A 25,053-nucleotide genomic window follows, 5' to 3' on the forward strand; every position below is an offset into this window, starting at 1 on the left:
GCTGTCAGCTTTCCAGCAAACGCTGCAAAAGGATACCGTTAAGCATGGCGCGTTTTACCAGCGCAAAGGCGCCAATCGCGGAGCGGTCGTTCAGCGCAGAGCGAACGACAGGCAGATTCTGGCGAAACGCCTTCAGCGCCTGAGTATTGATGCACCCTTCGATAGCGGGCAGCAGCACTTTTTCGGCTTCGGTAATTTCACCGGCGATCACCACTTTTTGTGGGTTAAACAGGTTGATCGCGATAGCAATGGTTTTGCCCAGATGGCGGCCAACCTGTTCGATCACTTCACAGGCCAGTGCATCACCTTTATTGGCAGCCCGGCAGATGGCGTTGATTTTGCAGTCATCGAGCGTGACCCGGCTCTGATAACCCTGTTCCAGCAGGTGGCGGACGCGATGTTCAATGGCGGCGTTAGCAGCGACGGTTTCCAGACAGCCAAAGTTGCCGCAGTGGCAGCGCTCACCCAGCGGATCAACCTGAATGTGGCCAATCTCGCCCACGTTACCGTTACGGCCGATAAAGATGCGCCCGTTGGAGATGATACCGGCACCCGTACCCCGGTGAACGCGCACCAGAATTGAGTCTTCACAATCCTGGCTCGCACCAAAGTAGTGCTCCGCCAGGGCCAGACTGCGGATATCGTGGCCGACAAAGCAGGTGACGGCGAAGCGCTTTTCCAGGGCGTCGATCAGCGCCCAGTTCTCCACCTGAATATGCGGCATATAGCGGATCACCCCGCTCTCGGGGTCGACGAGCCCGGGCAGGATCACAGAAATGGCGATCAGCTCGCGGATTTTGCGCTGGCAGGATTCGATGAACTGCTCGATGGCGTTGAGCAGGGCATGTTCAAGGGTCTCCTGGGTGCGTTCCGGCAGCGCGTAGTGCTCTTCAGCAACGGCCTTGCTGCTCAGATCGTACAGGGTCAGAGTGGCGTCATGACGCCCAAGGCGTACGCCAATGGCGTGGAAATTGCGGGTTTCGGTAACGATGGAGATAGCGCGACGGCCCCCGGTGGAGGCCTGCTGATCCACTTCTTTGATCAACCCGCGCTCAATGAGCTGACGGGTAATTTTGGTCACGCTGGCGGGGGCAAGCTGGCTCTGTTCTGCAATCTGGATCCGAGAGATGGGTCCGTGCTGGTCGATCAGTCGATATACCGCCGCACTGTTTAGCTGCTTTACCAGATCAACGTTGCCAATTTGAGCTTGTCCGCCAGGTGTCATACTTTTGTTTACTCTGTAACGACCTCGTTACCATTAACGATGGTCTTGATGATTTTATAATCCTGTGTGAATGCGGTGAGGTTAGCGACCATTCCCGGGGCAATACTGCCCAGCTGTTTGTCTACGCCAATCGCGCGTGCCGGATAGAGCGTCGCCATACGCAGCACTTCATCAAGGGCAATGCTGCAGTGTTCAACCAGATTACGCACGCCTTCGATCATGGTCAGAGCCGAACCGCTTAACGTTCCGTTCTCATCCACACAGAGTCCATTCCGGTAGTATATTGTTTTACCAGCAAAAATGAACTGTTCAATATTTGCCCCTGCCGGTGCCGTTGCGTCGGTCACCAGGCACAGCTTGTCGTCTTTCAGACGTTTGGCGTTACGCACGTTGGCGTAATCGACGTGTAAACCGTCGGCAATGATGCCGCAGTAGACGTCTGGCTCATCGAAGATCGCCCCGGCCAGACCCGGCTCACGCCCGGTAATATACGGCATGGCGTTATAAAGATGCGTTGCGAAGGTGATACCCGCGCGGAAGCCCACTTTGGCCTCTTTCAGCGTGGCGTTGGAGTGGCCGGCAGAGACCACAATGCCCGCGCCCGCCAGCTTGCGGATCACTTCCGGGTCGACCATTTCTGGCGCCAGGGTCACTTTGGTGATCACATCCGCATTCGCGCACAGGAAATCAACCAGCTCGTTGTCAGGTTGACGGACGAAATCCGGATTATGGGTGCCTTTCTTAACGATATTCAGCCACGGACCTTCAAGGTGCAGGCCCAGCGCCTGGTGCGGGTATTTCGCCAGGTATTCACGCATGACGCGAACGCCTTGCTTCATCAGGTCGTCGCTGGTGGTGATCAGCGTTGGCAGGTAGCTGGTGCAGCCCGATCTTTCATTGGCGCGCTGCATAATTTCCAGCGTTTCAACCGTTACGGCGTCTGCGGTATCGTTGAACTGCACGCCGCCGCAGCCGTTAAGCTGTACGTCGATAAAACCGGGGGAGATGATTGCTCCATTGAGCGAGCGTTGTTCAATGTCCGCTGGCAGTTCGGCCAGTGGGCAGACACGTTCAATCAGGCCATTTGCGATCACAATCGCATGGTCATCCAGAATTTCATGGCCGGTATAAATCCGACCGTGGGTTAAAGCGTACATAACGACCCCCGGTTTAAAAATAGCATCCCGTCTCTGCAGGCAGAGACGGCGTCACATTACAGACCTTTAATGTTTTCTGCTTCTAATTCGTTGAAATATTTTAACGTCTTGACTTTCAGTTCCATGGTGGACGGCTCATCACACACCACAACCGCTTTCGGATGCAGCTGCAGGCAGCTGATGGTCCACATGTGGTTGACGTTGCCTTCTACTGCCGCCTGAAGCGCCTGCGCTTTTACGCTGCCCAGCACCAGAATCATCACTTCTTCCGCGTCCAGCAGGGTACCCACGCCAACGGTCAGCGCGTATTTTGGCACCTGGTTAACGTCGCCATCAAAGAAACGGGAGTTTGCCACACGGGTGTCATGGGTCAGTGTTTTGATGCGGGTACGGGAGGCCAGGGAAGAGGCTGGCTCGTTAAACGCGATGTGGCCATCGTTGCCCACGCCACCCATGAACAGATGGATTTTGCCGTAAGCACGGATTTTTTCTTCATAATGACGGCATTCAGCGTCGATATCCGGTGCATTACCATCCAGCAGGTTAATATTTCCCGGTTTAATATCAATGTGATCAAAGAAATTACGGTGCATGAAGCTATGGTAGCTTTCCGGATGATCTTTTGGCAGGCCAACGTACTCGTCCATGTTGAAGGTAACAACATGTTCGAAGCTAATCTGGCCCGCTTTATGCATCTCAACCAGGGCTTTATAGGCGGTAAGAGGTGTGCCACCGGTAGGCAGACCGAGTACAAAAGGACGATCGGCTGTAGGTTTGAACGCGTTAATACGGTTTACGATATGGCGAGCAGCCCATTTGCCGACTTGTTCTGCGGTTGCCAGGGGGATCAGTCTCATTATTCACCTCTGAAGTTTAGTAAGAGTTGGCGGATTGCTTGTCGGGGCATGATCTAAGCCTAACCTGGTTCACACCGAGAGGGGGCAATTCGTCTTGATTTTTCGTATCATAAAATAAGTTTTCGCTGTTTGCCAGTCCAGGGGAGGGGGATAAACAATATTTGGTGACAAAACTCACAAAAAGTACGCGTTTAATTTGCGATACGAATTAATTTTCCACACACTCTCAAAGCCAGTGAATCATCAACTGTATTTACAAGTTAGTGACACAATAAAAACACAGCTGAGAATACACCGTTAACGGGGTCTCATAGGGGGAACAAATTGAGCATTTTAGGTTACTTACAAAAGGTAGGCCGCGCCTTGATGGTGCCGGTCGCCACGCTGCCAGCGGCAGCGATTCTGATGGGTGTCGGTTACTGGATTGACCCGGTGGGTTGGGGTGGGGACAACGCGTTAGCGGCGTTCTTCATCAAGTCTGGTTCCGCCATTATCGATAACATGTCCGTACTGTTTGCCATTGGTGTGGCTTATGGTATGTCCAAAGATAAAGACGGTGCTGCGGCACTGACCGGTTTTGTGGGCTTCCTTGTGCTGACCACGCTCTGTTCCCCGGCTGCGGTTTCAATGATCCAGAAGATCCCTGCGGACCAGGTTCCTGCAGCGTTCGGTAAGATCAGCAACCAGTTCGTGGGTATCCTGGTGGGTATCATCTCCGCTGAACTCTACAACCGCTTCAGCGGCGTTGAGCTGCCAAAAGCGCTCTCCTTCTTCAGCGGTCGTCGTCTGGTGCCGATCCTGACCTCCTTCGTGATGATCGTTGTGGCCTTCATTCTGATGTACATCTGGCCGGTGATCTTCGACGGTCTGGTGAACTTCGGTGAGCACATCCAGAAACTGGGTTCTGTCGGTGCGGGCGTGTATGCGTTCTTCAACCGTCTGCTGATCCCGGTCGGTCTGCACCACGCACTGAACTCCGTATTCTGGTTTGACGTTGCCGGTATCAACGATATCCCTAACTTCCTCGGCGGTGCACAGTCGATTGCTGCTGGCAAAGCAGAAATCGGTATTACGGGTCGTTATCAGGCGGGCTTCTTCCCGATTATGATGTTCGGTCTGCCGGGTGCAGCGCTGGCTATCTACCACTGCGCGCGTCCAGAGAACAAAGCGAAGGTACTGGGTATTATGATGGCGGGCGCATTCGCGGCCTTCTTCACCGGTATCACCGAGCCGCTGGAATTCTCCTTCATGTTCGTGGCACCCGTACTGTACGTCATCCACGCTGTACTGACCGGTATCTCCGTGTTCATCGCGGCCTCCATGCAGTGGATTGCGGGCTTCGGCTTCAGCGCCGGCCTGGTGGATATGGTGCTCTCCTCCCGTAACCCGCTGGCGGTTCACTGGTACATGCTGATCCTGCAGGGTCTGGTGTTCTTCGTGATCTACTACGTGGTGTTCCGCTTCACCATCACCAAATTCAACCTGATGACTCCGGGTCGTGAGCTGGCGGTTGCCGGTAGCGAAGCCGATGGTCAGGACGTGAACGTGAGTGCTGCTACCACCGAAGACGTTTCTGGCCTGGCGCGTCAGTACATCGCTGCGGTTGGTGGTTCAGACAACCTGACCGGTATCGATGCCTGCATCACCCGTCTGCGTCTGAACGTGAAAGACTCCTCTCTGGTCAACGAAGCGATGGCTAAGCGTCTGGGCGCGTCTGGCGTTATCCGCCTGAACAAAACCAGCGTGCAGATTATCGTTGGCTTCGTGGCTGAGAAGATCGCTAATGCAATGAAAACCACCGGTCCTGTCGCTGCCGCTGCCGCATCTCCGGCGCCTGCCGCCGCACCTGTTGCCGCTAAGCCACAGGCTGTTGCCAACGCCACCACCATCGCAGCACTGGTTTCGCCAGTGACCGGTGACGTGGTTGCCCTGGAGCAGGTTCCTGATGAGGCCTTCGCCAGCAAAGCCGTGGGTGATGGCGTAGCGGTTAAACCAACGGATAAAACCGTGGTTTCTCCGGCTGCCGGCACCATCGTTAAAATCTTTAACACCAACCACGCATTCTGCCTGGAAACAGACAAAGGCGCGGAGATCGTTGTCCACATGGGTATCGATACCGTTGCGCTGGGTGGCCAGGGCTTTAAACGCCTGGTCGAAGAGGGTGCAGAAGTGGTTGCGGGTCAGCCGGTTCTGGAGATGGATCTCGATTTCCTGAACGCCAATGCGCGCTCCATGATTAGCCCGGTTGTCTGCAGCAATATCGACGACTTCAGCGGCCTGGTTATCAAGGCGCAGGGTCAGGTAGTTGCCGGTCAGACACCTCTGTATGAAATTAAAGGCAAATGAGTGCTCCTGAGTAAGCGTTAATGCCTGAGCGGCGGGGAATATCCCCGCCGCTTTTTTTTGCAGCAATCGCCCCCATAATTCTCTCCGGAGACCTTTTTTTGCGTAACTAAAGGTTGTCACTACGGCCGGCTTATAAGATCATATGCCGTTATACGTCGTTTACGCTTTGAGGAATCCACGATGAGTGAGGCTGAAGCCCGCCCGAGCAACTTTATCCGTCAGATCATTGATGAAGATCTGGCCACTGGTAAGCACACCACTGTTCATACCCGTTTTCCGCCGGAGCCGAACGGCTACCTGCACATTGGTCATGCGAAATCGATCTGCCTGAACTTCGGCATCGCGCAGGACTACCAGGGTCAATGCAACCTGCGTTTCGATGACACCAACCCGGTGAAAGAAGATATCGAATACGTAGAGTCCATTAAGAACGACGTGCAATGGTTGGGCTTCAACTGGTCTGGCGACATTTGCTACTCCTCTGACTATTTTGACCAGCTGTATGCCTACGCCGTAGAGCTGATCAACAAGGGTCTGGCCTACGTTGACGAGCTTTCCGCTGACGAAATCCGCGAATACCGTGGCTCCCTGACCGCGCCGGGCAAAAACAGCCCGTACCGCGATCGCAGCGTGGAAGAGAACCTGGCGCTGTTTGAAAAAATGCGTGCCGGTGGCTTCGAAGAGGGTAAAGCCTGCCTGCGTGCCAAAATCGATATGGCGTCGCCGTTTATCGTTATGCGCGATCCGGTGCTGTACCGCATTAAGTTTGCCGATCACCATCAGACCGGCAGCAAGTGGTGCATCTACCCGATGTACGACTTTACCCACTGCATCAGCGATGCGCTGGAAGGCATTACTCACTCCTTATGTACGCTGGAGTTCCAGGACAACCGTCGTCTCTACGACTGGGTGCTGGATAACATCTCCATCCCGGTACATCCGCGTCAGTACGAGTTCTCTCGTCTGAATCTGGAATACACCGTGATGTCCAAGCGTAAGCTGAACCTGCTGGTCACCGACAAGCACGTTGAAGGCTGGGATGACCCGCGTATGCCGACCATCTCCGGTCTGCGTCGTCGTGGCTATACCGCTGCCTCAATCCGTGAGTTCTGCAAACGCATCGGCGTGACCAAGCAGGACAACACCATCGAGATGGCGTCGCTGGAGTCCTGTATCCGTGAAGATCTGAACGAAAACGCGCCGCGCGCAATGGCCGTTATCGATCCGGTGAAACTGGTTATCGAAAACTACCCGCAGGGCGAAAGCGAGCTGGTGGCCATGCCTAACCATCCGAGCAAGCCGGAGATGGGCAGCCGTGACGTGCCGTTCAGCGCCGAGATCTGGATCGATCGCGCCGACTTCCGCGAAGAAGCGAACAAGCAGTACAAGCGTCTGGTGATGGGCAAAGAAGTGCGCCTGCGTAATGCCTACGTGATTAAAGCCGAGCGTGTTGAAAAAGACGCAGAAGGCAATATCACCACTATCTTCTGCACCTACGATGCCGAGACCCTGAGCAAGGATCCGGCTGATGGTCGCAAAGTGAAGGGCGTGATCCACTGGGTGAGCGCAGCACATGCGCTGCCGGTTGAAATCCGTCTGTACGATCGTCTGTTCAGCGTGCCAAACCCGGGCGCGGCAGAGGACTTCCTGGAAGTGATTAACCAGGATTCGCTGGTGATCAAACAGGGCTTTGCTGAACCATCCCTGAAAGACGCCGTTGCCGGTAATGCGTACCAGTTTGAGCGTGAAGGCTACTTCTGCCTCGACAGCCGCTACGCTACTGCGGACAAACTGGTATTTAACCGTACCGTCGGTTTGCGTGATACCTGGGCGAAAGTCGGTGAATAACTGATTATTGTTCTGATAAACGCCGCGCACAGCGGCGTTTTTTTTGCATCACGATCAAGCTCTTAATTATATAAATGTTCGCGATGCGAATTAATTCCATTTCTTAAAACTATTCTCTTTCTCTTCCTTTGCACAAATTCCAGGTAATAACTTCCGGATAAGCTGCTTAAAACCTGCCTGTTAAAAATAAATCGCTCATTCCGAACATTATTTTAATTAAAAATTCTCCTCCATTCGCTTTGTTACAAATGGCAATCAAATATGTGCGCTTTGTCATAATCCTGACTTTTGATCGCGGAAAAGCATTGATAATTCGCGTCGCGAAAAATAGTCTAAAGGCAGGAGATGTAAGCGGGTATTTCCGGTTGCCTCCACTTTTAACTTTTTGTTTTTCGCCGTTTAAGGCGCTTTTAAATACGTCAAAGAGGATTAATTATGCGTACGTTTAGTGGCAAACGTAGTGCGCTTGCGCTGGCTATTGCCGGTGTTACAGCAATGTCAGGCTGGATGGTTTCTCCGAAAGCCCAGGCCGAAGGTTTTATTGATGATTCAACCCTCACGGGCGGTGTCTATTACTGGCAGCGTGAACGTGACCGTAAAGATGTCGAGGCAGATAAATACAAAACTAACCTGGCTCACTCCACCTGGAACGCCAACCTTGATTTCCAGTCCGGCTATGCTGCCGACATGTTCGGTCTTGATTTAGCGGCCTTCACCGCCATCGAAATGGCAGAAAATGGTGACAGCGGCCACCCGAACGAAATTGCATTCTCCTCCAGCAACAAAGCTTACAAAGAAGACTGGTCCGGCGATAAGAGCGGGATCAGCCTGTACAAAGCGGCTGCAAAATTCAAATATGGTCCGTTGTGGGCGCGCGGCGGCTGGCTGCAGCCAACCGGCCAGACCCTGTTAGCACCGCACTGGAGCTTTATGCCGGGTACTTACCAGGGCGCGGAAGCCGGGGCGAACTTTGACTACGGTGACAGCGGGGCGCTGAGCTTCTCGTACATGTGGACCAACGAGTATAAAGCCCCATGGCACCTCGAGATGGACAAGTTCTATCAGAATGACAGAAAGACCCGCGTCGATTATCTCCACTCCTTTGGCGCGAAGTACGACTTCAAAAATAACCTGATTCTGGAAGCCGCTTTTGGTCAGGCTGAAGGCTTCATCGATCAGTATTTTGCCAAAGCCAGCTACAAGTTCGATATCGTGGGCGGCCCGCTCTCTACCAGCTATCAATTCTACGGTACGCGTGATAAAGCCGACAGCGGCACCGTAAATGATATTTACGACGGCACGGCATGGCTGCAGGCGCTGACCCTGGGTTACAAAGTCGGTCAGGTCGATTTACGCCTGGAAGGGACTTATGTGAAAGCGGAAGGCCAGCAGGGCTACTTCCTGCAGCGTATGACCCCAACCTATGCATCCTCCAACGGTCGTCTGGACGTGTGGTGGGATAACCGCTCTGACTTCAACGCCAACGACGAAAAAGCGGTCTTCTTTGGCGCGATGTACGACCTGAGCAACTGGAACCTGGCAGGCTGGAGCGTCGGTGCCTCTTATGTTTACGCATGGGATGCAAAACCAGCAGACTGGCTGATCAACAGCGCGGGCCAGCGTGAAGATATCGCCTCTAACAAGATCAAAGAGTCGGCCTACAGCCTGGATGCGATCTACACCCTGCAGGACGGTCGCGCGAAAGGGACCATGTTCAAACTGCACTTCACGCAGTATGACAACCACTCCGACATCCCAAGCTACGGCGGCGGTTACGGCAACATCTTCCAGGACGAGCGTGACGTGAAGTTTATGGTTATCGCACCGTTCACCATCTTCTGATGACTAACCCGGCGGGGGATAACCCCGCCGACCGGAGACCGCTATGCTGAAAAAAATCGTACTGGTCGCGCTGCTGGCATCAGGACTGACCGCCTGCGCACAACCGCAGACCCAGAAAGAAGACACCCGTCTTAAAGAGGCCTACAGCGCCTGCATCAATACTGCTGAAGGTTCACCAGAAAAAATTGAAGCCTGCCAGAGCGTGCTGAACGTGCTGCGCGAGGATAAGGCGCACGAACAGTTTGCGACCCAGGAGACCGTGAGAGTGGCCGATTACCAGGCCTGTATCATGGCGCGTAAAACGGGTAACAATCAGGACGTCACCAAAAACTGCGATAAGATCTGGCAGGAAATTCGCAGTAATAACAGCAAGTAATCCGCTGTCTTTAACGCCCGGTGGCGCTGCGCTTACCGGGCCTACGGGTGATTTCACCGTTGTAGGCCCATGTAAACGTAGCGCCGCCGGGCTTTTTTACGTTATTACAGGCAAAAAAAAGCCAACCTTCAGGTTGGCTCAGCGTGTGCGGATGAATTATTTCGCGTCGTGCGCGTGGTCATCTTCGCGGCAGTCACCTTCGGCGCAGTGGCCATACAGGTACAGACTGTGGTTGGTCAGACGAATGCCGTGACGGGCGGCAATTTCACGCTGACGGGATTCGATAGAGTCGTCGCTGAATTCGATCACTTTGCCGCAGTCCAGGCAAATCAGGTGATCGTGGTGATGCTGCTGCGTCAGTTCGAATACGGATTTACCGCCTTCGAAATTATGACGCGTAACGATGCCTGCATCGTCGAACTGGTTCAGTACACGGTAAACGGTAGCCAGACCAATCTCTTCGCCCATGTCGATCAGACGTTTGTATAAGTCTTCCGCACTGACATGATGGTTATCCGGACCCTGAAGCACTTCCAGGATTTTTAACCGTGGAAGCGTGACTTTCAGTCCGGCCTTCTTTAATGCGGTGTTGTTGTCAGTCATGCGGAATCTGTCCTGTTGCTAAACGATTCACTTCTAAAGAAGAAGTGACAGAAAATGCACCTGGGATAATGCGTCTCATTATAGAACTGCCATGACGTAATGAAAACTGCAAGTCTCAAGTAAAGTATGCTTATAAAAACGTGGTACCGCCAACAAACTTGTTACAGGGTGACCCGTTTGAACCTGGATCATTGTACAGGTATGACAGCAAAAGTTAAAAATTTGTAGCAATTATTTTGATTGCTTATACCTATCAATGCGGCGCAACTTAATCATTGCGCCGCAACTTCATCAGGCATTAAGAATATCGTCGAGGTGCAACTCTTCGCGGACCTGCTTAACCCATTTATCTACACGCTCAGCGGTCAGTTCCGGCTGGCGGTCTTCATCAATGGCGAGACCGACGAAGTTGTTATCATCGGCCAGACCTTTGGACGCTTCGAAGTGGTAACCGGCCGTTGGCCAGTGGCCGACGATGACGGCGCCGCGCGGTTCAATGATGTCGCGAATGGTGCCCAGCGCATCGCAGAAGTACTCTGCGTAGTCTTCCTGATCGCCACAGCCGAACAGGGCAACCAGTTTGCCGTTAAAGTCGATCTCTTCCAGAGACGGGAAGAAGTCGTCCCAGTCGCACTGCGCTTCGCCGTAGTACCAGGTCGGGATGCCCAGCAGCAGGATATCGTAACCTTCGATATCTTCTTTGCTGCTTTTCGCAATGTCATGCACATCGGCAACGTCTTTACCTAGCTGTTTTTGAATGTTTTTTGCGATATTTTCGGTGTTACCCGTGTCGCTGCCGAAAAAAATGCCGATGATTGCCATGAGTAAAATAACCTCTTGAAACTTAATGGTATGGTGGCGTAATTTAGCCACGGATAAGGGCAATCATAGCAGAACAGAGAAGCCTGCGGAAACTGCTATCACCCAGGACTGCACTCTGTGCTACATGAAAGCAACAAGAAGGGGAGTTTTCTGACTTACGCTTTACCGTGCCATTTCTCAAGCTGTGAAATCAGCATCTCTTCAATAAGCTCACTGCGGCTGATCTCACGGGCATTCGCCAGCTCGTTCAGCGCATCGACGGCGTCAGCATTCAGTTTCAGCTCGACGCGTTTAAGCCCGCGGCTTTTATCGCGTTTAAGCTGATTGCGCTTGTTGATGCGCAGCTGTTCATCACGCGAAAGCGGATTGGTTTTCGGTCGTCCCGGGCGACGCTCATTCGCGAACAGATCTATTGTCGTGCGGTCCGTGTGTTCTTTGGCCATGATTTTGAGACTTCGGGGGAAACAAGACACCCTGCTAATGCCCGGGCGATAAGCGCGCCATCATACATCACCGAAAACGGCACGCCAACGACTGGAGGCCCACGGGCGACCAGTCGCTCTCTTTTTAATCAATTATTGATGTCAGCGAGGTACCGACGGATGGCGCGCAGCACCGCGTCCGGTTTTTCGGCATGAACCCAGTGCCCGGCCCCGGCAATCACATGCGCACGCGCCTCGGGGAATTGCGCCAGCAGCGCATCACGGTACGCCTCGGTTACATAGGGCGAGTTGCCGCCGGTAATAAAGAGGGTCGGGTGCGGCCACGCCGGAACCGACTCCCAGCCGACGATATGGTCATACTGATCCCACAGCACCGGCACGTTGAAGCGCCACTCGCCGTCCACAAAGGATTTCAGCAGGAACTGCACCACGCCTTCTTCGTCCAGATGCTCACGCATCAGCGCCGCAGCCTGCTGGCGGGTGCTGACGCCCGCGTCCGTCACGGCATTAATGGCGGCGAAGATCTCATCGTGGCGGCGCACGTCATAATCTACCGGCGCTACGTCGATCACCACCAGGCCAGCGATACGCTCTGGCGCAAGAGCCGTCAGCGCCATCACCGCTTTGCCGCCCATCGAGTGACCAATCAGGATTGCTTTTTCGATATGGTGTTCATCCAGTGTATCCAGCAGATCCTGCGCCATGTCAGCGTAGGTCATCTGCGGCGAGCGCGGAGACAGACCATGGTTGCGCATATCCACCTGCAGCAGCGCGTGGTCGGTCACCAGATCCCGTGCCAGCACGCCAAGGTTATCCAGGCTACCAAACAGGCCATGAACCAGGACGATGGGAGAATTATTGTGCGGCGATTGTGCAGATTGCGCTCGGGTATTCAATTTCATGGCAAAGTTCTTTTTTTACGTATGTCAGGTTAGGGTATCATGTTGACCATTCTGCCGCCCGGCTGCAAGGAAACAGTTAATTCTGACTTTTGCCGCCATTCTGGCTTGACGCTATCCGCTGTTGGGTTTTGAACTTATACTCCCAACGACTTGTATTCAGATAAGATATCGCACTGGATTAAGATGAAAACAATCGAAGTTGATGACGAGCTTTATCAGTATATTGCCAGCCAGACGCGGCATATCGGTGAGAGCGCGTCCGACATTTTACGGCGCATGCTGAAAATTGCCGCCGCCTCGCAGCCTGCCGCTCCGGCCATCAAAGAGACGCGCCAGCCTGTTGCCGTCGCGCAGGAAAAGCCGCTGTCGCCTGTCAAAGACAAAGTGCGTGCGATGCGCGAATTGCTGCTTTCTGACGAATACGCTGAGCAGAAGAAAGCAGTTAACCGCTTTATGCTGGTGCTGACTACACTCTATTCACTGGATAACAACGCGTTTGCCGATGCGACGGAATCCCTGCATGGCCGTACCCGCGTCTATTTCGCGGGTGACGAGCAGACGCTGTTACAGAATGGCAATCAAACTAAACCCAAGCACCTGCCTGGTACACCGTACTGGGTGATCACCAATACCAATACCGGACGTAAGCGCAGCATGATCGAACACATCATGCAGTCGATGCAGTTCCCGGTGGAATTGATTGATAAGGTTTGCGGTACTATCTAACCCTTGCATCAGAAGGACCAGGCAATGGCAAATCACAATCGTGCGGGTCAACCTGCACAACAGAGCGATTTGATTAACGTCGCCCAGCTTACCGCGCAGTACTACGTGCTGAAGCCGGAAGTGGGTAACGCAGAACACGCAGTTAAGTTTGGTACATCCGGCCACCGCGGCAGTGCGGTTCGCCACAGCTTTAACGAGCCGCATATTCTGGCCATTGCTCAGGCCATCGCGGAAGAGCGCGCCAAAAATGGCGTCACCGGTCCGTGCTACGTGGGTAAAGATACGCACGCCCTGTCAGAGCCTGCTTTTATTTCCGTCCTGGAAGTGCTGGCCGCTAACGGCGTGGACGTCGTGATTCAGGAAAACAACGGCTATACGCCGACCCCTGCCGTCTCTAATGCCATTCTGGTGCATAACCAGAAGGGTGGGGCGCAGGCTGACGGCATTGTGATTACGCCGTCCCACAACCCGCCGGAAGATGGCGGTATCAAATACAATCCACCTAATGGCGGCCCGGCTGACACCAACGTCACCAAAGTGGTGGAAGATCGTGCCAATGCCCTGCTGGCCGACGGCCTGAAAGGCGTGAAGCGTATCTCTCTGGACGAAGCGATGGCCTCCGGCCACGTGAAAGAGCAGGATCTGGTGCAGCCGTTTGTTGAAGGGCTGGCGGATATCGTCGATATGGCGGCGATCCAGAAAGCCGGTCTCAAACTTGGCGTCGACCCGCTCGGCGGTTCCGGTATCGAATACTGGAAACGTATTGCGGAGCACTACAAGCTGGATCTGACCATCGTTAACGATCACGTCGATCAGACCTTCCGCTTTATGCATCTGGATAAAGACGGCGCAATCCGTATGGACTGCTCCTCCGAGTGCGCGATGGCCGGTCTGCTGGCGCTGCGCGACAAGTTCGACCTCGCGTTTGCTAACGACCCGGACTACGACCGTCACGGCATCGTCACCCCTGCGGGCCTGATGAATCCAAACCACTATCTGGCCGTGGCGATCAACTATCTGTTCCAGCATCGTCCACAGTGGGGCGCAGAGGTTGCCGTAGGCAAGACCCTGGTCTCATCCGCAATGATCGACCGCGTGGTTAACGACCTGGGCCGTAAGCTGGTGGAAGTACCGGTTGGCTTCAAATGGTTTGTTGACGGTCTGTTCGACGGCAGCTTCGGCTTTGGCGGCGAAGAGAGCGCGGGCGCATCCTTCCTGCGCTTCAACGGCACGCCGTGGTCCACCGATAAAGACGGCATCATCATGTGCCTGCTGGCAGCGGAGATCACCGCCGTCACCGGTAAGAACCCGCAGGAGCACTACGACGAGCTGGCAGCCCGTTTCGGTGCCCCGAGCTACAACCGTCTGCAGGCCTCTGCCACCTCCGCCCAGAAAGCGGCGCTGTCTAAACTGTCACCAGAAATGGTCAGCGCCAGCACCCTGGCGGGTGACCCGATCACCGCGCGTCTGACTGCCGCACCGGGTAACGGCGCGTCGATTGGCGGCCTGAAGGTGATGACCGAAAACGGCTGGTTCGCGGCGCGTCCATCCGGTACGGAAGATGCGTACAAGATCTACTGTGAAAGCTTCCTCGGCGCGGAACACCGCCAGCAGATTGAGAAAGAAGCGGTAGAGATTGTCAGCGAAGTACTGAAGAACGCGTAATCATCAAAAACGGCAACCCGGTTGCCGTTATTCGTAGGCCCGGTAAGCGTTAGCGCCACCGGGCTTTTTTGTGCCGGGCGGCGCTGCGCTTGCCCGGCCTACGGTTTTTTAGCTCATTCTATTCTTCAGCTCAAAGCGCGGTGAAACCAGCCCGTAGAGCGTCCAGCCCATAAAGGTCACCATCGCGCCGTACAGCATCGCTTCCTGCCCGGAAGAGTAGAGCGCGTAGAAGCTGTAAATCGCCCCCACCAGCGCCACGATATTAGCGACTTTCGCTTTGCCAGGGTCGACTTTTGCCACCTTCTGAATGATCACCAGCGCCGCCATCGACAGAATGTACGGGATGATATTGGTCACTACCGCCAGGTTGACCAGCACGTTGAACTGGCTGTTCAGCGACGGGCTAATGGTCATTAACGACAGGCCGCTCTGGAAAATCACAATCGCCAGCATCCCCTGCACCGGTGCATCGGCTTTGGTCACGCGGGAGAAGATTTTCGGGAAGTAACCGGCATCAGCCGAGGTTTTGAACACCTGAGCGATGGTGAACTGCCAGCCGAGGAGCGAACCGCAGCAGGACATCACCATCAGGCCCATGATCACTTTCCCCACTTCCGGGGTGAACATCTGGGCGAAGGCTAAACCGAACGGGGCGGTGGAGTTGGCCAGATCCATGTTAGGCACAATCCCTGCGATCACGTTGGTGGAGACGATATAGATCACCGCCGCGCCCAGAGTACCGCCCAGCACCGCAATCGGTACGTTCTTTTCAGGATTTTCCACCACTTCGGCGTTAGCGCATGCGGATTCCAGCCCCAGGAAGGCCCAAAGCGTCATCGCGATGGACGAGCCCACTGCGGTAAAGAACGGTACATGGTGTGGGTTCCAGGAGTTGGCGTACAGCGTCGGACTGAACCAGAACCAGCCGATAATGCACAGTCCCACCACCGGGATAATGACCCCCCAGACGGTGATGCTGCTGAGCTGTCCGGTAATGCGTGCCCCGCCAAAGTTGGCGACGGTGCACAGCCACAGCACGCAGATAGTGGCGATACCGATCTGCACCGGGCTGAGCGTGGCGCCGAACAGCTCTGTGCCGTAGCCCACCGCCGAAATCGCAATCGCGACGTTAGCGATCAGCAGCGACACACCGTAGGTATAGTTTGCCATAAAGTTGCCCGACTTGCCGAAGGCATACTCGGCATAACCGCCCATCCCGCCTGATTTGCGGCTGAACATCCCGCACTTGGCGAAGGCCCACGCCAGCGCCATCGAGCCAACCGCCGTCACCAGCCAGGAGATAATCGAGATGGTACCCACTTCCGCGAGTTTGGTTGGCAGCATGATAATGCCCGATCCCATCATGTTGACCATGGTGAGAATGGTGAGCTGCACCACGCCCATCTTGTTGGACTTACTCATAATGTCTCTCCTTTCAGCAGCGCAGGCTGAGCGGCAGGTTGTTTGATGACGTAGCAGCGAACCTGCTTGCGTCCGTCACACTCTTCGACGTACACGCCCTGCAGTTCCGGGGCGAAGCCCGGAAGCAGGTTGATCCCCTCTTCAAGCGCTGCGAAGTATCGCAGTACCGACCCGCCCCAGATTTCGCCCGGGACGACGCACAGCACGCCCGGTGGATAAGGAAGCGCACCTTCGGCGGCAATCCGACCCTCCGCATCACGCAGAGAGACCAGCTCGACCTCGCCGCGCAGGTAGGCAAAGTTCGCCTCCTGCGGGTTCATCATCACCCGCGGGAAATGCGATTTACGGAACATCTCTTTTTGCAGTTGTTTCACGTTATGACGGGCGTAAAGCTCGTGCATCTCCAGGCAAATCTGGCGCAGGGTGTAGCCGGCATAGCGCTCCGGATACTGCTTACAGATCGACGGCAGCACCTCCTTCAGCGGGGCATCGGTCTGGAGCAGCTTCTCGAAGCGCACCAGCTGGGCGACCAGCTGCTGTAGTTTGCCCATGTCCTCGGCTGGCGTGAGCAGGAACAGGATCGAGTTGAGATCGCATTTTTCCGGAACGATGCCGTTTTCACGCAGGAAGTTAGCCAGAATGGTGGCCGGCACCCCAAACTCCTCGTACTCGCCGGTGCGGGCATTGATACCTGGCGTGGTCAGCAGCAGCTTGCACGGGTCAATAAAGTACTGGTGCTCGGCATAGCCTTCAAAGGCGTGCCAGTTTTCACCCGGAACGAAGTGGAAGAAGCGCAGGTTGGTGGCAATGTCGGCGGTGCTGGCGCTTTCCCATGGACGTCCATCCACCGTTTCCGGCACAAACGGGCGGATAAACTGACAGTTTTGTAGGATCAGCTTGCGCGCTTCGATACCGTTTACCACGCAATCCATCCACATGTTGCGGCCGCTCTGGCCCTCATGCATGCGGGCGTTGATATCCAGGGCGGCAAACAGCGGATAGAACGGGCTGGTGGAGGCGTGCATCATGAAAGCGTTATTCAGGCGTTTATGCGGAACATAGCGCTGCTGGCCTTTGATGTGCCGGTCTTTCTTGTGGATCTGCGACGTCTGCGAGAAGCCTGCCTGCTGTTTATGCACCGACTGGGTGACCAGAATTCCCGGGTCGTTCTCGTTCAGCTCCAGCAGCAGTGGTGAGCAGTCGGCCATCATCGGGATGAACTGCTCGTAGCCCACCCAGGCGGAGTCAAACAGGATGTAATCGCACAGGTGACCGATCTTATCCACTACCTGACGGGCGTTATAGATGGTGCCATCGTAGGTACCCAGTTGGATCACCGCCAGGCGGAACGGGCGCCGATCGCGGGTGCGACCGGGCGCAACTTCTGACACCCGTTCCCGCAGATAGCGCTCGTCAAAGCAGTGGGCGTCAATACCGCCGATAAAGCCGTACGGGTTACGTGCGGTTTCCAGATACACCGGTGTTGCGCCCGCCTGCAGCAGCGCGCCGTGATGGTTGGATTTATGGTTATTACGATCGAACAGCACCAGATCGCCGGGGGTGAGCAGGGCGTTCAGTACCACCTTGTTGGAGGAAGAAGTGCCGTTCAGCACGAAGTAGGTTTTATCCGCATTGAAGACTTTCGCCGCATGCTGCTGGGCGATGCACGGCGCACCTTCGTGGATCAGCAGATCGCCCATCGCCACGTCGGCATTGCACAGATCGGAGCGGAACAGCGTCTCGCCAAAGAAATCAACAAACTGATTTCCCGCAGGGTGACGGCGGAAAAACTGCCCGCCCTGATGCCCCGGGCAGTCAAAGGCGCTGTTACCCTGCGCGACATAGTCCACCAGCGCGCGGAAGAACGGCGGGCGTAGCTGAGTTTCGTACTTCTGAGCGGCCGCTTCCAGCTGGCGACCGTAGAAGTCATTGCAGTTGTCGGCGCATTCAAATACACCCTGAATGCGCGATAAATACTCAGCAGGAACAATTTCCTCTTTATGCGTGGAAATAAAAACGGGAATACCAAATCCCGTAGCGTCTATTTTTTCGATGGTGCCATTGTAAATATCGCTCACCGCCAGTACGACTGCCGCGACATCAATATAATCTGAGTCGTTCACGTCCACCCTGTCGCGAGTGGTGGTAAAGCAGTGCGGGCAGGTACGGCTGGTGGCAATTTTTAACGTTTTCATCTTTCGCTCTTTATTTTAAGTAATAGAGGTCCTTCGATTTCCTGTTAAAAAGAAATCGCTAGTGTCCGGAAAAAAGCAAAGTCGGGCCTCTGATAAAAAATCAGTGCATTGCTTTTTGGTGAATAAAATCCAGTCCGCCCGGTTACGGATGAGTCTGAATCAAAATGGGTAAGCGCACGGGTTCGCAGTCAACTGACTGTAAAGACGAGCTTTTCAGGAGTGCCTGTAAGCAGGTGCGCCAGAAGTCGAAGGACTACCGGGCGTTGAAGAGATGAAAGTCGAAGCAGTTGCGGTGGGCAAACTTCATTATATGAGTAACCCGCCTTATATGGGGCATAAAACGATTGTTATTTTCCATTTCCATTTTTCCTTTCAGTAATTGAAAGCGGGGTCATTTTATCCGGAAAGGAGAGGTAAACCGTGAAGACGATCAACATTAAGCGATCGTTTAAAAAATAATTATCCGCATTTTACCTTGATAGCAGATCAAAATGCTGTTTTGTAGGCGTTATGTTAATGTGCTGTATTTTTAATGTTTTGAACGACATGAAATAAGAATAAATAAACCTTTGGCTGTTATTGAAATATCAACAATCAGGGTGATTATTTTTAAGTCAAATTAAAATGAATGGTTATTCAAAGCATAAATCGATAACCGATACCGGTTTCAGTTAATAAATGGCGGGGGCGCGCGGGATCCACTTCCAGTTTCTGACGAAGATGCCCCATATATATGCGCAAGTAGTGACTATGCTCCACCGCATTCGGTCCCCAGACCTGGCTTAACAGCTGACGTTGGGTAAGGACTTTGCCGTGATTGTTGAGCAGAACCGCCAGCAGGCGAAATTCGATGGGCGTCAGGTGGATTTCCGCGTTCCCCTGCTGAATACGCCGTGCCGCGAGATCGACGCGGATATCGGAAAAGGTATACACCGGGTCGACGGGGGCGGTGGTTGCGTGGCGGCGTAGGGCAACGCGCAGTCGCGCCTGAAGTTCGCCAATGCCAAACGGCTTGCTGAGATAGTCGTCGGCACCGGCATCGAGGGCGGCAATTTTGTCGGTCTCTTCCAGACGCGCGGAGAGCACGATGATCGGCATCTGGCTCCACTGGCGCACTTCGCGGATAAAATCGAGGCCGTCGCCGTCCGGCAGACCTAAGTCGAGGATCACCAGGTCCGGCTTGCGGGTGGCGGCTTCAATCAGGCCCCGCTGTAGCGTCCCGGCGTCATGAACGCGCAACCCTTCGCCTTCCAGCGCGGCGCGCAGAAAACGGCTGATGGCGAGTTCATCTTCAACAATCAGGACGTTAATCACAAATCCTCTGGAAATTCATTCAGTTCGGGTGGCGCATCGAGCGGCAGTGTAACACAAAATACCGCCCCGCCTTCGGGGCGGTTATGGGCCGTGATGGTGCCGCCGTGTACCTCAACAATCGCCTGGCAAATCGCCAACCCCAGCCCCACGCCTGGAATGGCAGACTCCTTATTACCCCGGGCGAACTTATCAAAGATAGCCTGTTCCTGGCCCGCCGGAATGCCCGGACCGCTATCCCATACCTCCAGCTGTAACGTATCGGGCGTGACGCTGGCCTGGATGCCAATTTGCGCTTTGCTGCCCGCGTATTTAGCGGCGTTCTCCAGCAGGTTGATCAGCACCCGCTCGAACAGCGGTCCGTCAACGTGGATCAGCGCCAGCGGGGCCGACATCTCCAGCGCGATATACCGCCCCCCGAGCCCCGGCTCCAGCATTTTTAAGGCGCTGCCAATTACCTCTTCCAGCGTCAGCCACTCTTTTTTCAGATTAAAGCCGCCGGACTGGATCCGCGCCATATCCAGCAGGTTATTCACCAGCCGGGTGGTGTTGAGCACGTGCTGGCGGATCTCGCTGGCCTGCATGGCGTGGCGGGATCCTTCTGCCGCCAGGTCGAGGGTCAGGATCTCCGACTGGCCGAACAGCACCGTCAGGGGCGTACGCAGATCGTGGGAGAGGGCCGCCAGCAGCGAGTTGCGAATGCTCTCACGCTCGCTGGCTAACCGCGCCTGCTCTTCGCTGGCGGTGAGCGCCAGCCGCTCCAGGGCGCTTGCCACCAGCAGGGTAAAGGTCTCCAGTAGCCGCTGCTGCTCGGGGATCATCAGCTGGCGCAGGTTGGATGGCTCCACAACCACCACCCCCTGGCTCTGTAACGGCAGGATCTGCCAGGGCACGCCCGGCAGAGTGTCGGTGCCCGCACCCGCAGGCTGGCCTTTATCGAAGCTCCAGCGGGCAATGGCCTCATCCCACGGAGTCATCCCCGAGGCCGGGGTCAGCGGGCCCAGCTTGCCTTCCGCATCCGGGAGCAGGATCAGGCTGCGGGCGTTGAAGGTGGAGTGAATAAACTGCTGGCTGGTCTGGACGATATCCTGCGGCGTGCGGCCCACCGCCAGCGCTTTCGACATCTCATACAGATGGCGGGTGCGCTGCTCGCGATAGCGGGCGATCCGCGCCTGATAGCGCACTCCTGCCGTCAGGTTACCGATAAGCAGACCCACCGCCAGCATCACGGCGAAGGTGAGGACGTACTGGACATCCGACACTGCCAGGGTGCCGCGCGGGGCGATGAAAAAGAGATCGAAGCTGATGACGTTGATGACCGTCGCCAGCACCGAGGGCCAGCGGCCGTAAAACAGCGCCACAAGCACTACTCCCAGCAGGTAGATCATCACCAGGTTGGCGGCATCAAAGCCGGGTAGCCACTGGCTGGCAACAAAGGTGATCAGGGCGCAGAGCAGCACCGCCACCAGACAGCCGCGCAGCTGGATCCGCCATTTGTCGCTGAACGTCCGGTTATCCGGGGCTCTGGCGGGCAGGGGGGCCGGTTTGTCGTCCAGGGCGACGATCAAGAGATCGAGGTCGGGAGCCCGCTGCGCCAGCCTGTCGGCAAAGCTCTGATGGCTGAACCAGCGGCGGCGGGCGCGCCTGCCGATGACAATCTTGCCGAGGTTGTGCTCCCGGGCGTAGCGCAGAATGGCTTTCTCTTCCGCCTGCTCGGCCAGGGTGGCGGTTTCTGCGCCCAGCTCCTGGGCCAGGCGCAGGGCCGCAAGAATGGCGCGGCGCTGGTTCTCCGGCAGACGGTGCAGCTGCGGCGTCTCGACGTAGACGGCGTGCCAGACGCTGCCAAATTTAGCCGCCAGACGCGCGGCGGTGCGCACCAGCTTTTCATTACCGCTGCCGTGACCGATGCAGAGCAAAATGGCATCCCGGGTATGCCACACTTTCTCCTCACCCTGACGGTCGCGCCAGGCCCGCATCTGGTCGTCCACCCGGTCGGCGGTGCGGCGCAGCGCCAGCTCGCGCAGGGCGATCAAATTACCTTTACGGAAGAAGTGCTCAATTGCCCGCTCGGCCTGCCCGGCGATGTAAACCTTGCCCTCATGCAGGCGCTGGCGCAGATCGTCCGGAGGCAGATCCACCAGCACCACTTCGTCCGCCCCATCGAAAAACGGGTCCGGGACGGTCTCCCGCACCTGAATGCCGGTGACGCCGCTGACCACGTCGTTGAGGCTCTCCAGATGCTGGACGTTCACGGTGGTGAAAACATCAATGCCCGCCTCCAGCAGCTCCTCGACATCCTGCCAGCGTTTGGGGTGGCGCGAGCCGGGGGCATTGGTGTGCGCCAGTTCGTCCATCAGGATCAGCGCCGGGCGGCGGGCGAGGGCGGCATCGAGATCGAACTCCGTTACCAGACGCCCACGATGATGGATGCGCCGGGGCGGCTGGGTGGTCAGCCCGGCCAGCAGGGCGGCGGTCTCCTGACGTCCATGAGTTTCCGCCACGCCGATCAGAATATCGAGCCCCTGGGCGCGCAGACGCTGGGCTTCGCTCAGCATGGCGAAGGTCTTCCCGACGCCCGCGCAGGCGCCGAAGAAGATTTTCAGCTTGCCGCGATGGGGCGTGGCGGCCTGCTCCAGCAGTTTGTCCGGGTCCGGGCGCTGAGGCTCGTCGATCATTTACTCTTTCCTTAGCGCGTCCAGCGCCAGATTTAATTCAACGATATTCACCACCGGATTGCCCATGGCGCTGAACAACGGCTTTTGCGTATGCGCGGCAACCAGCTGGCTGAGCTGTTCGCTGCTGATCTGACGCGCCTGCGCGACGCGCGGGATCTGCCAGGCAACGGCCTGCGGGGTTAGGCTGTAGTCCAGCCCGCTACCGGAGGCGGTCACCAGTTCAACCGGCACCGCCGGGCTGGCCTGCGGGTTGGCGGCGCGCAATTGCGCTACCCGCGTGCGAACGGCGTTATCCAGCGCGGGGTTGCTGCCCGCCAGGTTGCTGCCGCCCGAGGCCATAGGATTATACGGGCTCTCTGCCATAGCGGAAGGACGCCCATGAAAGTAACCCGCCGCGGTAAAGTTCTGTCCAATCAATCGGGAACCGCGGATCTCCCCCTGCTGGCGGATAAGCGATCCGTTGGCCTGGTCGTGAAACCACCACTGACCCAGCGCGGTGGTCACCAGCGGATAGAGCCCGCCGGTGATAAGGGCCAGCAGAATAAACAACAGTATAGCGGGGCGTAACATAGCCATTTGATTTTCCTCTTAAACCAGCCCAAACAGAGTCAGCACGACGTCGATGGCTTTAATGCCGATAAAGGGCACCACCAGCCCGCCCAGACCGTAGATCCACAGATTGCGGCGCAGCATGGCGGCGGCGGTGAGCGGCTTGTAGCTCACGCCTTTCAGCGCCAGCGGGATCAGGAAGATAATGATCAGCGCGTTGAAGATCACCGCGCTCAGAATTGCCGAGGCGGGGGAGTGGAGGTGCATGACGTTCAGGGCGTTCAGCTGCGGGTACGTCGCTGCAAAGGCCGCCGGGATGATGGCGAAATATTTCGCCACGTCGTTGGCGATACTGAATGTAGTGAGTGAGCCCCGGGTCATCAGCATCTGTTTGCCGATGTGCACCACTTCGATCAGCTTGGTGGGGTTGGAGTCGAGATCGACCATATTCCCGGCCTCTTTTGCCGCCTGGGTACCGGAGTTCATCGCCACCGCCACGTCCGCCTGGGCCAGCGCCGGAGCGTCGTTGGTGCCGTCACCGGTCATCGCCACCAGCCGTCCTTCTCCCTGGTACTGGCGGATCAACGCCAGCTTAGCTTCCGGTGTCGCTTCAGACAGAAAATCATCCACCCCGGCCTCGGCAGCAATGGCGGCAGCGGTCAGGCGGTTATCCCCGGTGATCATCACCGTTTTGATGCCCATTTTACGCAGCTGGGCAAAGCGCTCCTTAATGCCGCCTTTGACGATGTCCTTCAGGGCGATCACCCCCAGCACGGTAGCGCCTTCCGCCACCACCAGCGGTGTGGCCCCCTGACGCGCGACGTTCTCCACCAGGGTATCGACCTGCGGCGGGAAGTGGCCGCTGTTGGCCGCGATATGACGGCGAATGGCGTCCACCGAGCCCTTGCGGATCAGGCGATCCTGAATGTTAATGCCGCTCATCCGGGTCTGCGCCGTAAAGGGGACAAAGGTGGCATGCAGACTCTGCACGTCGCGCTGGCGCAGATTGAAGCGCTGTTTGGCGAGAACCACGATGCTGCGGCCTTCCGGGGTTTCGTCCGCCAGTGAAGCCAGCTGTGCGGCGTCGGCCAGCGTTTTTTCATCCACGCCCGGGGCGGGAAGAAACTCGGAGGCCTGGCGGTTCCCCAGGGTGATGGTGCCGGTTTTATCCAGCAGCAGCACGTCGACGTCGCCTGCCGCCTCGACGGCCCGTCCGCTGGTGGCGATCACGTTAGCCGCCAGCATCCGGCTCATGCCCGCCACGCCGATGGCCGACAGCAGGCCGCCGATGGTGGTGGGGATCAGGCAGACCAGCAGGGCAACCAGCACCGTGACGCTCACCGCCGTCCCGCCATACGACGAGAAGGGCCACAGGGTCGCCGTCGCCAGCAGGAAGACGATGGTCAGCGCCACCAGCAGAATGGTCAGGGCGATTTCATTTGGGGTTTTGCGCCGCTGGGCGCTTTCCACCATGGCGATCATCCGGTCGAGGAAGGTTTCGCCCGGGTTGACGCTGCACTGGATCACCAGCCAGTCGGAGAGAATACGCGTCCCGCCGGTGACCGAGGCGAAATCGCCGCCGGACTCACGGATAACCGGCGCAGACTCCCCGGTAATGGCGCTCTCATCCACCGAGGCCCCCCCTTCGATAACCTCCCCGTCGCAGGGGATAATGTCTCCGGCTTCGACCAGCACGATATCGCCTTTGCGCAGCGCATCCGCCGGCACCCTGTCGGTGGCGGCACCGTATTTCGCTTCGCGCAGCTTGCGGGCGAACGCCGTTTTCTGGACCCCTTTCAGGCTGTTGGCCTGGGCCTTGCTGCGTCCTTCTGCCAGCGCTTCAGCCACGTTGGCAAACAGCACGGTGAACCACAGCCACAGGCCGATCGCCGCGGTAAAGGTGGCGCTCCCGGCCAGTAACCCGGCCGCCATGGCTATGGCAAGCAGGGTGGTCAGCAGGCTTCCCAGCCAGACGATAAACATCACCGGGTTGCGCCACTGCACGCGCGGATCTAATTTTTTTATCGCATCCATCAGCGCCTGGCGAACCAGAGAAGGTTCGAGCAGGGCCAGTTGCTTACGACTCATG

Annotated in this window: 20 protein-coding genes; 6 read left to right on the top strand and 14 right to left on the bottom strand. The window is 56.4% G+C overall.

What is annotated here, in order from left to right; genetic code table 11:
• Positions 1–4: 4 nt before the first annotated feature.
• The 3 genes from nagC to nagB are packed head-to-tail and all read right to left on the bottom strand — an operon-like array spanning position 5 to position 3,239.
• The gene (nagC, locus tag ACOYA6_RS02105; RefSeq protein ID WP_039031344.1) at positions 5–1,225 is read right to left on the bottom strand and encodes a DNA-binding transcriptional regulator NagC; all 1,221 of its coding nucleotides are present in this window, start codon (positions 1,223–1,225) and stop codon (positions 5–7) included.
• 8 nt (positions 1,226–1,233) lie between these two features.
• Entirely contained in the window at positions 1,234–2,382 is a 1,149-nt protein-coding gene (gene nagA / locus ACOYA6_RS02110) for an N-acetylglucosamine-6-phosphate deacetylase (protein ID WP_422653948.1), read from the bottom strand.
• A 56-nt stretch (positions 2,383–2,438) separates the two neighbouring features.
• A complete protein-coding gene (gene nagB, locus ACOYA6_RS02115; RefSeq protein ID WP_422653949.1) occupies positions 2,439–3,239 on the bottom strand; it encodes a glucosamine-6-phosphate deaminase in 801 nt (266 codons plus the stop codon).
• A 324-nt stretch (positions 3,240–3,563) separates the two neighbouring features.
• Here nagB and nagE point away from each other — a divergent pair, with 324 nt between their 5' ends.
• From nagE to chiQ, 4 genes are all read left to right on the top strand, one after another.
• Complete coding sequence (gene nagE, locus ACOYA6_RS02120) at positions 3,564–5,585, top strand: N-acetylglucosamine-specific PTS transporter subunit IIBC (protein WP_422653950.1); 2,022 nt, start codon at positions 3,564–3,566, stop codon at positions 5,583–5,585.
• A gap of 180 nt (positions 5,586–5,765) precedes the next feature.
• Complete coding sequence (gene glnS, locus ACOYA6_RS02125) at positions 5,766–7,433, top strand: glutamine--tRNA ligase (protein ID WP_223074879.1); 1,668 nt, start codon at positions 5,766–5,768, stop codon at positions 7,431–7,433.
• Positions 7,434–7,868: 435 nt separating this feature from the next.
• Positions 7,869–9,275: a chitoporin ChiP gene (gene chiP, locus ACOYA6_RS02130; RefSeq protein ID WP_039029309.1), complete on the top strand. Its 1,407-nt coding sequence runs from the start codon at positions 7,869–7,871 to the stop codon at positions 9,273–9,275.
• A gap of 46 nt (positions 9,276–9,321) precedes the next feature.
• Entirely contained in the window at positions 9,322–9,651 is a 330-nt protein-coding gene (chiQ, locus tag ACOYA6_RS02135; RefSeq protein ID WP_422654497.1) for a ChiQ/YbfN family lipoprotein, read from the top strand.
• 156 nt (positions 9,652–9,807) lie between these two features.
• Here chiQ and fur read toward each other — a convergent pair whose 3' ends face one another.
• The 4 genes from fur to ybfF form a co-directional block, all read right to left on the bottom strand.
• On the bottom strand, positions 9,808–10,254 hold the full coding sequence (fur, locus tag ACOYA6_RS02140; protein ID WP_010428651.1) for a ferric iron uptake transcriptional regulator: 447 nt from the start codon (positions 10,252–10,254) through the stop codon (positions 9,808–9,810).
• A 291-nt stretch (positions 10,255–10,545) separates the two neighbouring features.
• Positions 10,546–11,076 (bottom strand): flavodoxin FldA, encoded by a 531-nt coding sequence (fldA, locus tag ACOYA6_RS02145; RefSeq protein WP_039029310.1) that lies wholly within the window; start codon positions 11,074–11,076, stop codon positions 10,546–10,548.
• 155 nt (positions 11,077–11,231) lie between these two features.
• A complete protein-coding gene (gene ybfE / locus ACOYA6_RS02150; protein WP_039029311.1) occupies positions 11,232–11,519 on the bottom strand; it encodes a LexA regulated protein in 288 nt (95 codons plus the stop codon).
• Between the two features lie 128 nt (positions 11,520–11,647).
• Positions 11,648–12,421: an esterase gene (ybfF, locus tag ACOYA6_RS02155; RefSeq protein ID WP_039029312.1), complete on the bottom strand. Its 774-nt coding sequence runs from the start codon at positions 12,419–12,421 to the stop codon at positions 11,648–11,650.
• Between the two features lie 183 nt (positions 12,422–12,604).
• Between ybfF and seqA the strand changes: the two genes are divergently transcribed.
• On the top strand, positions 12,605–13,147 hold the full coding sequence (seqA, locus tag ACOYA6_RS02160; protein WP_039029313.1) for a replication initiation negative regulator SeqA: 543 nt from the start codon (positions 12,605–12,607) through the stop codon (positions 13,145–13,147).
• A 24-nt stretch (positions 13,148–13,171) separates the two neighbouring features.
• On the top strand, positions 13,172–14,812 hold the full coding sequence (gene pgm / locus ACOYA6_RS02165) for a phosphoglucomutase (alpha-D-glucose-1,6-bisphosphate-dependent) (protein WP_039029314.1): 1,641 nt from the start codon (positions 13,172–13,174) through the stop codon (positions 14,810–14,812).
• Between the two features lie 108 nt (positions 14,813–14,920).
• On the opposite strand, the gene potE is transcribed toward pgm, so the two are convergent.
• From potE to kdpB, 7 genes are all read right to left on the bottom strand, one after another.
• Positions 14,921–16,234, bottom strand: coding sequence for a putrescine-ornithine antiporter (gene potE, locus ACOYA6_RS02170; RefSeq protein WP_039029315.1), 1,314 nt, complete (start codon positions 16,232–16,234; stop codon positions 14,921–14,923).
• Complete coding sequence (gene speF / locus ACOYA6_RS02175) at positions 16,231–18,429, bottom strand: ornithine decarboxylase SpeF (protein WP_422653951.1); 2,199 nt, start codon at positions 18,427–18,429, stop codon at positions 16,231–16,233. Before speF ends, potE begins: the two co-directional genes overlap by 4 nt.
• 253 nt (positions 18,430–18,682) lie before the next feature.
• Positions 18,683–18,787: a leader peptide SpeFL gene (gene speFL / locus ACOYA6_RS02180; RefSeq protein WP_138369585.1), complete on the bottom strand. Its 105-nt coding sequence runs from the start codon at positions 18,785–18,787 to the stop codon at positions 18,683–18,685.
• 278 nt (positions 18,788–19,065) lie between these two features.
• Positions 19,066–19,743: a two-component system response regulator KdpE gene (kdpE, locus tag ACOYA6_RS02185; protein WP_039029317.1), complete on the bottom strand. Its 678-nt coding sequence runs from the start codon at positions 19,741–19,743 to the stop codon at positions 19,066–19,068.
• Positions 19,740–22,415, bottom strand: a complete 2,676-nt coding sequence (gene kdpD / locus ACOYA6_RS02190; RefSeq protein ID WP_422653952.1) for a two-component system sensor histidine kinase KdpD — start codon at positions 22,413–22,415, stop codon at positions 19,740–19,742. The genes kdpE and kdpD overlap by 4 nt, the downstream gene beginning before the upstream one ends.
• The gene (kdpC, locus tag ACOYA6_RS02195) at positions 22,416–22,991 is read right to left on the bottom strand and encodes a potassium-transporting ATPase subunit KdpC (protein ID WP_422653953.1); all 576 of its coding nucleotides are present in this window, start codon (positions 22,989–22,991) and stop codon (positions 22,416–22,418) included. It abuts the gene before it with no gap.
• A gap of 12 nt (positions 22,992–23,003) precedes the next feature.
• On the bottom strand, positions 23,004–25,052 hold the full coding sequence (gene kdpB / locus ACOYA6_RS02200; RefSeq protein WP_422653954.1) for a potassium-transporting ATPase subunit KdpB: 2,049 nt from the start codon (positions 25,050–25,052) through the stop codon (positions 23,004–23,006).
• Between the last annotated feature and the right edge of the window lies 1 nt (position 25,053).

The organism is Leclercia barmai (assembly GCF_049312895.1).
In the GTDB taxonomy this organism is placed as follows: domain Bacteria; phylum Pseudomonadota; class Gammaproteobacteria; order Enterobacterales; family Enterobacteriaceae; genus Enterobacter; species Enterobacter barmai.

Bases quoted from the DNA above. Each gene is read 5' to 3' on its own strand.
- nagC (WP_039031344.1), bottom strand. From the start codon at position 1,225: ATGACACCTGGCGGACAAGCTCAAATTGGCAACGTTGATCTGGTAAAG.
- nagA (WP_422653948.1), bottom strand. From the start codon at position 2,382: ATGTACGCTTTAACCCACGGTCGGATTTATACCGGCCATGAAATTCTG.
- nagB (WP_422653949.1), bottom strand. From the start codon at position 3,239: ATGAGACTGATCCCCCTGGCAACCGCAGAACAAGTCGGCAAATGGGCT.
- glnS (WP_223074879.1), top strand. From the start codon at position 5,766: ATGAGTGAGGCTGAAGCCCGCCCGAGCAACTTTATCCGTCAGATCATT.
- chiP (WP_039029309.1), top strand. From the start codon at position 7,869: ATGCGTACGTTTAGTGGCAAACGTAGTGCGCTTGCGCTGGCTATTGCC.
- fur (WP_010428651.1), bottom strand. From the start codon at position 10,254: ATGACTGACAACAACACCGCATTAAAGAAGGCCGGACTGAAAGTCACG.
- fldA (WP_039029310.1), bottom strand. From the start codon at position 11,076: ATGGCAATCATCGGCATTTTTTTCGGCAGCGACACGGGTAACACCGAA.
- ybfE (WP_039029311.1), bottom strand. From the start codon at position 11,519: ATGGCCAAAGAACACACGGACCGCACGACAATAGATCTGTTCGCGAAT.
- ybfF (WP_039029312.1), bottom strand. From the start codon at position 12,421: ATGAAATTGAATACCCGAGCGCAATCTGCACAATCGCCGCACAATAAT.
- seqA (WP_039029313.1), top strand. From the start codon at position 12,605: ATGAAAACAATCGAAGTTGATGACGAGCTTTATCAGTATATTGCCAGC.
- pgm (WP_039029314.1), top strand. From the start codon at position 13,172: ATGGCAAATCACAATCGTGCGGGTCAACCTGCACAACAGAGCGATTTG.
- potE (WP_039029315.1), bottom strand. From the start codon at position 16,234: ATGAGTAAGTCCAACAAGATGGGCGTGGTGCAGCTCACCATTCTCACC.
- speF (WP_422653951.1), bottom strand. From the start codon at position 18,429: ATGAAAACGTTAAAAATTGCCACCAGCCGTACCTGCCCGCACTGCTTT.
- speFL (WP_138369585.1), bottom strand. From the start codon at position 18,787: ATGGAAAATAACAATCGTTTTATGCCCCATATAAGGCGGGTTACTCAT.
- kdpD (WP_422653952.1), bottom strand. From the start codon at position 22,415: ATGATCGACGAGCCTCAGCGCCCGGACCCGGACAAACTGCTGGAGCAG.
- kdpC (WP_422653953.1), bottom strand. From the start codon at position 22,991: ATGGCTATGTTACGCCCCGCTATACTGTTGTTTATTCTGCTGGCCCTT.
- kdpB (WP_422653954.1), bottom strand. From the start codon at position 25,052: ATGAGTCGTAAGCAACTGGCCCTGCTCGAACCTTCTCTGGTTCGCCAG.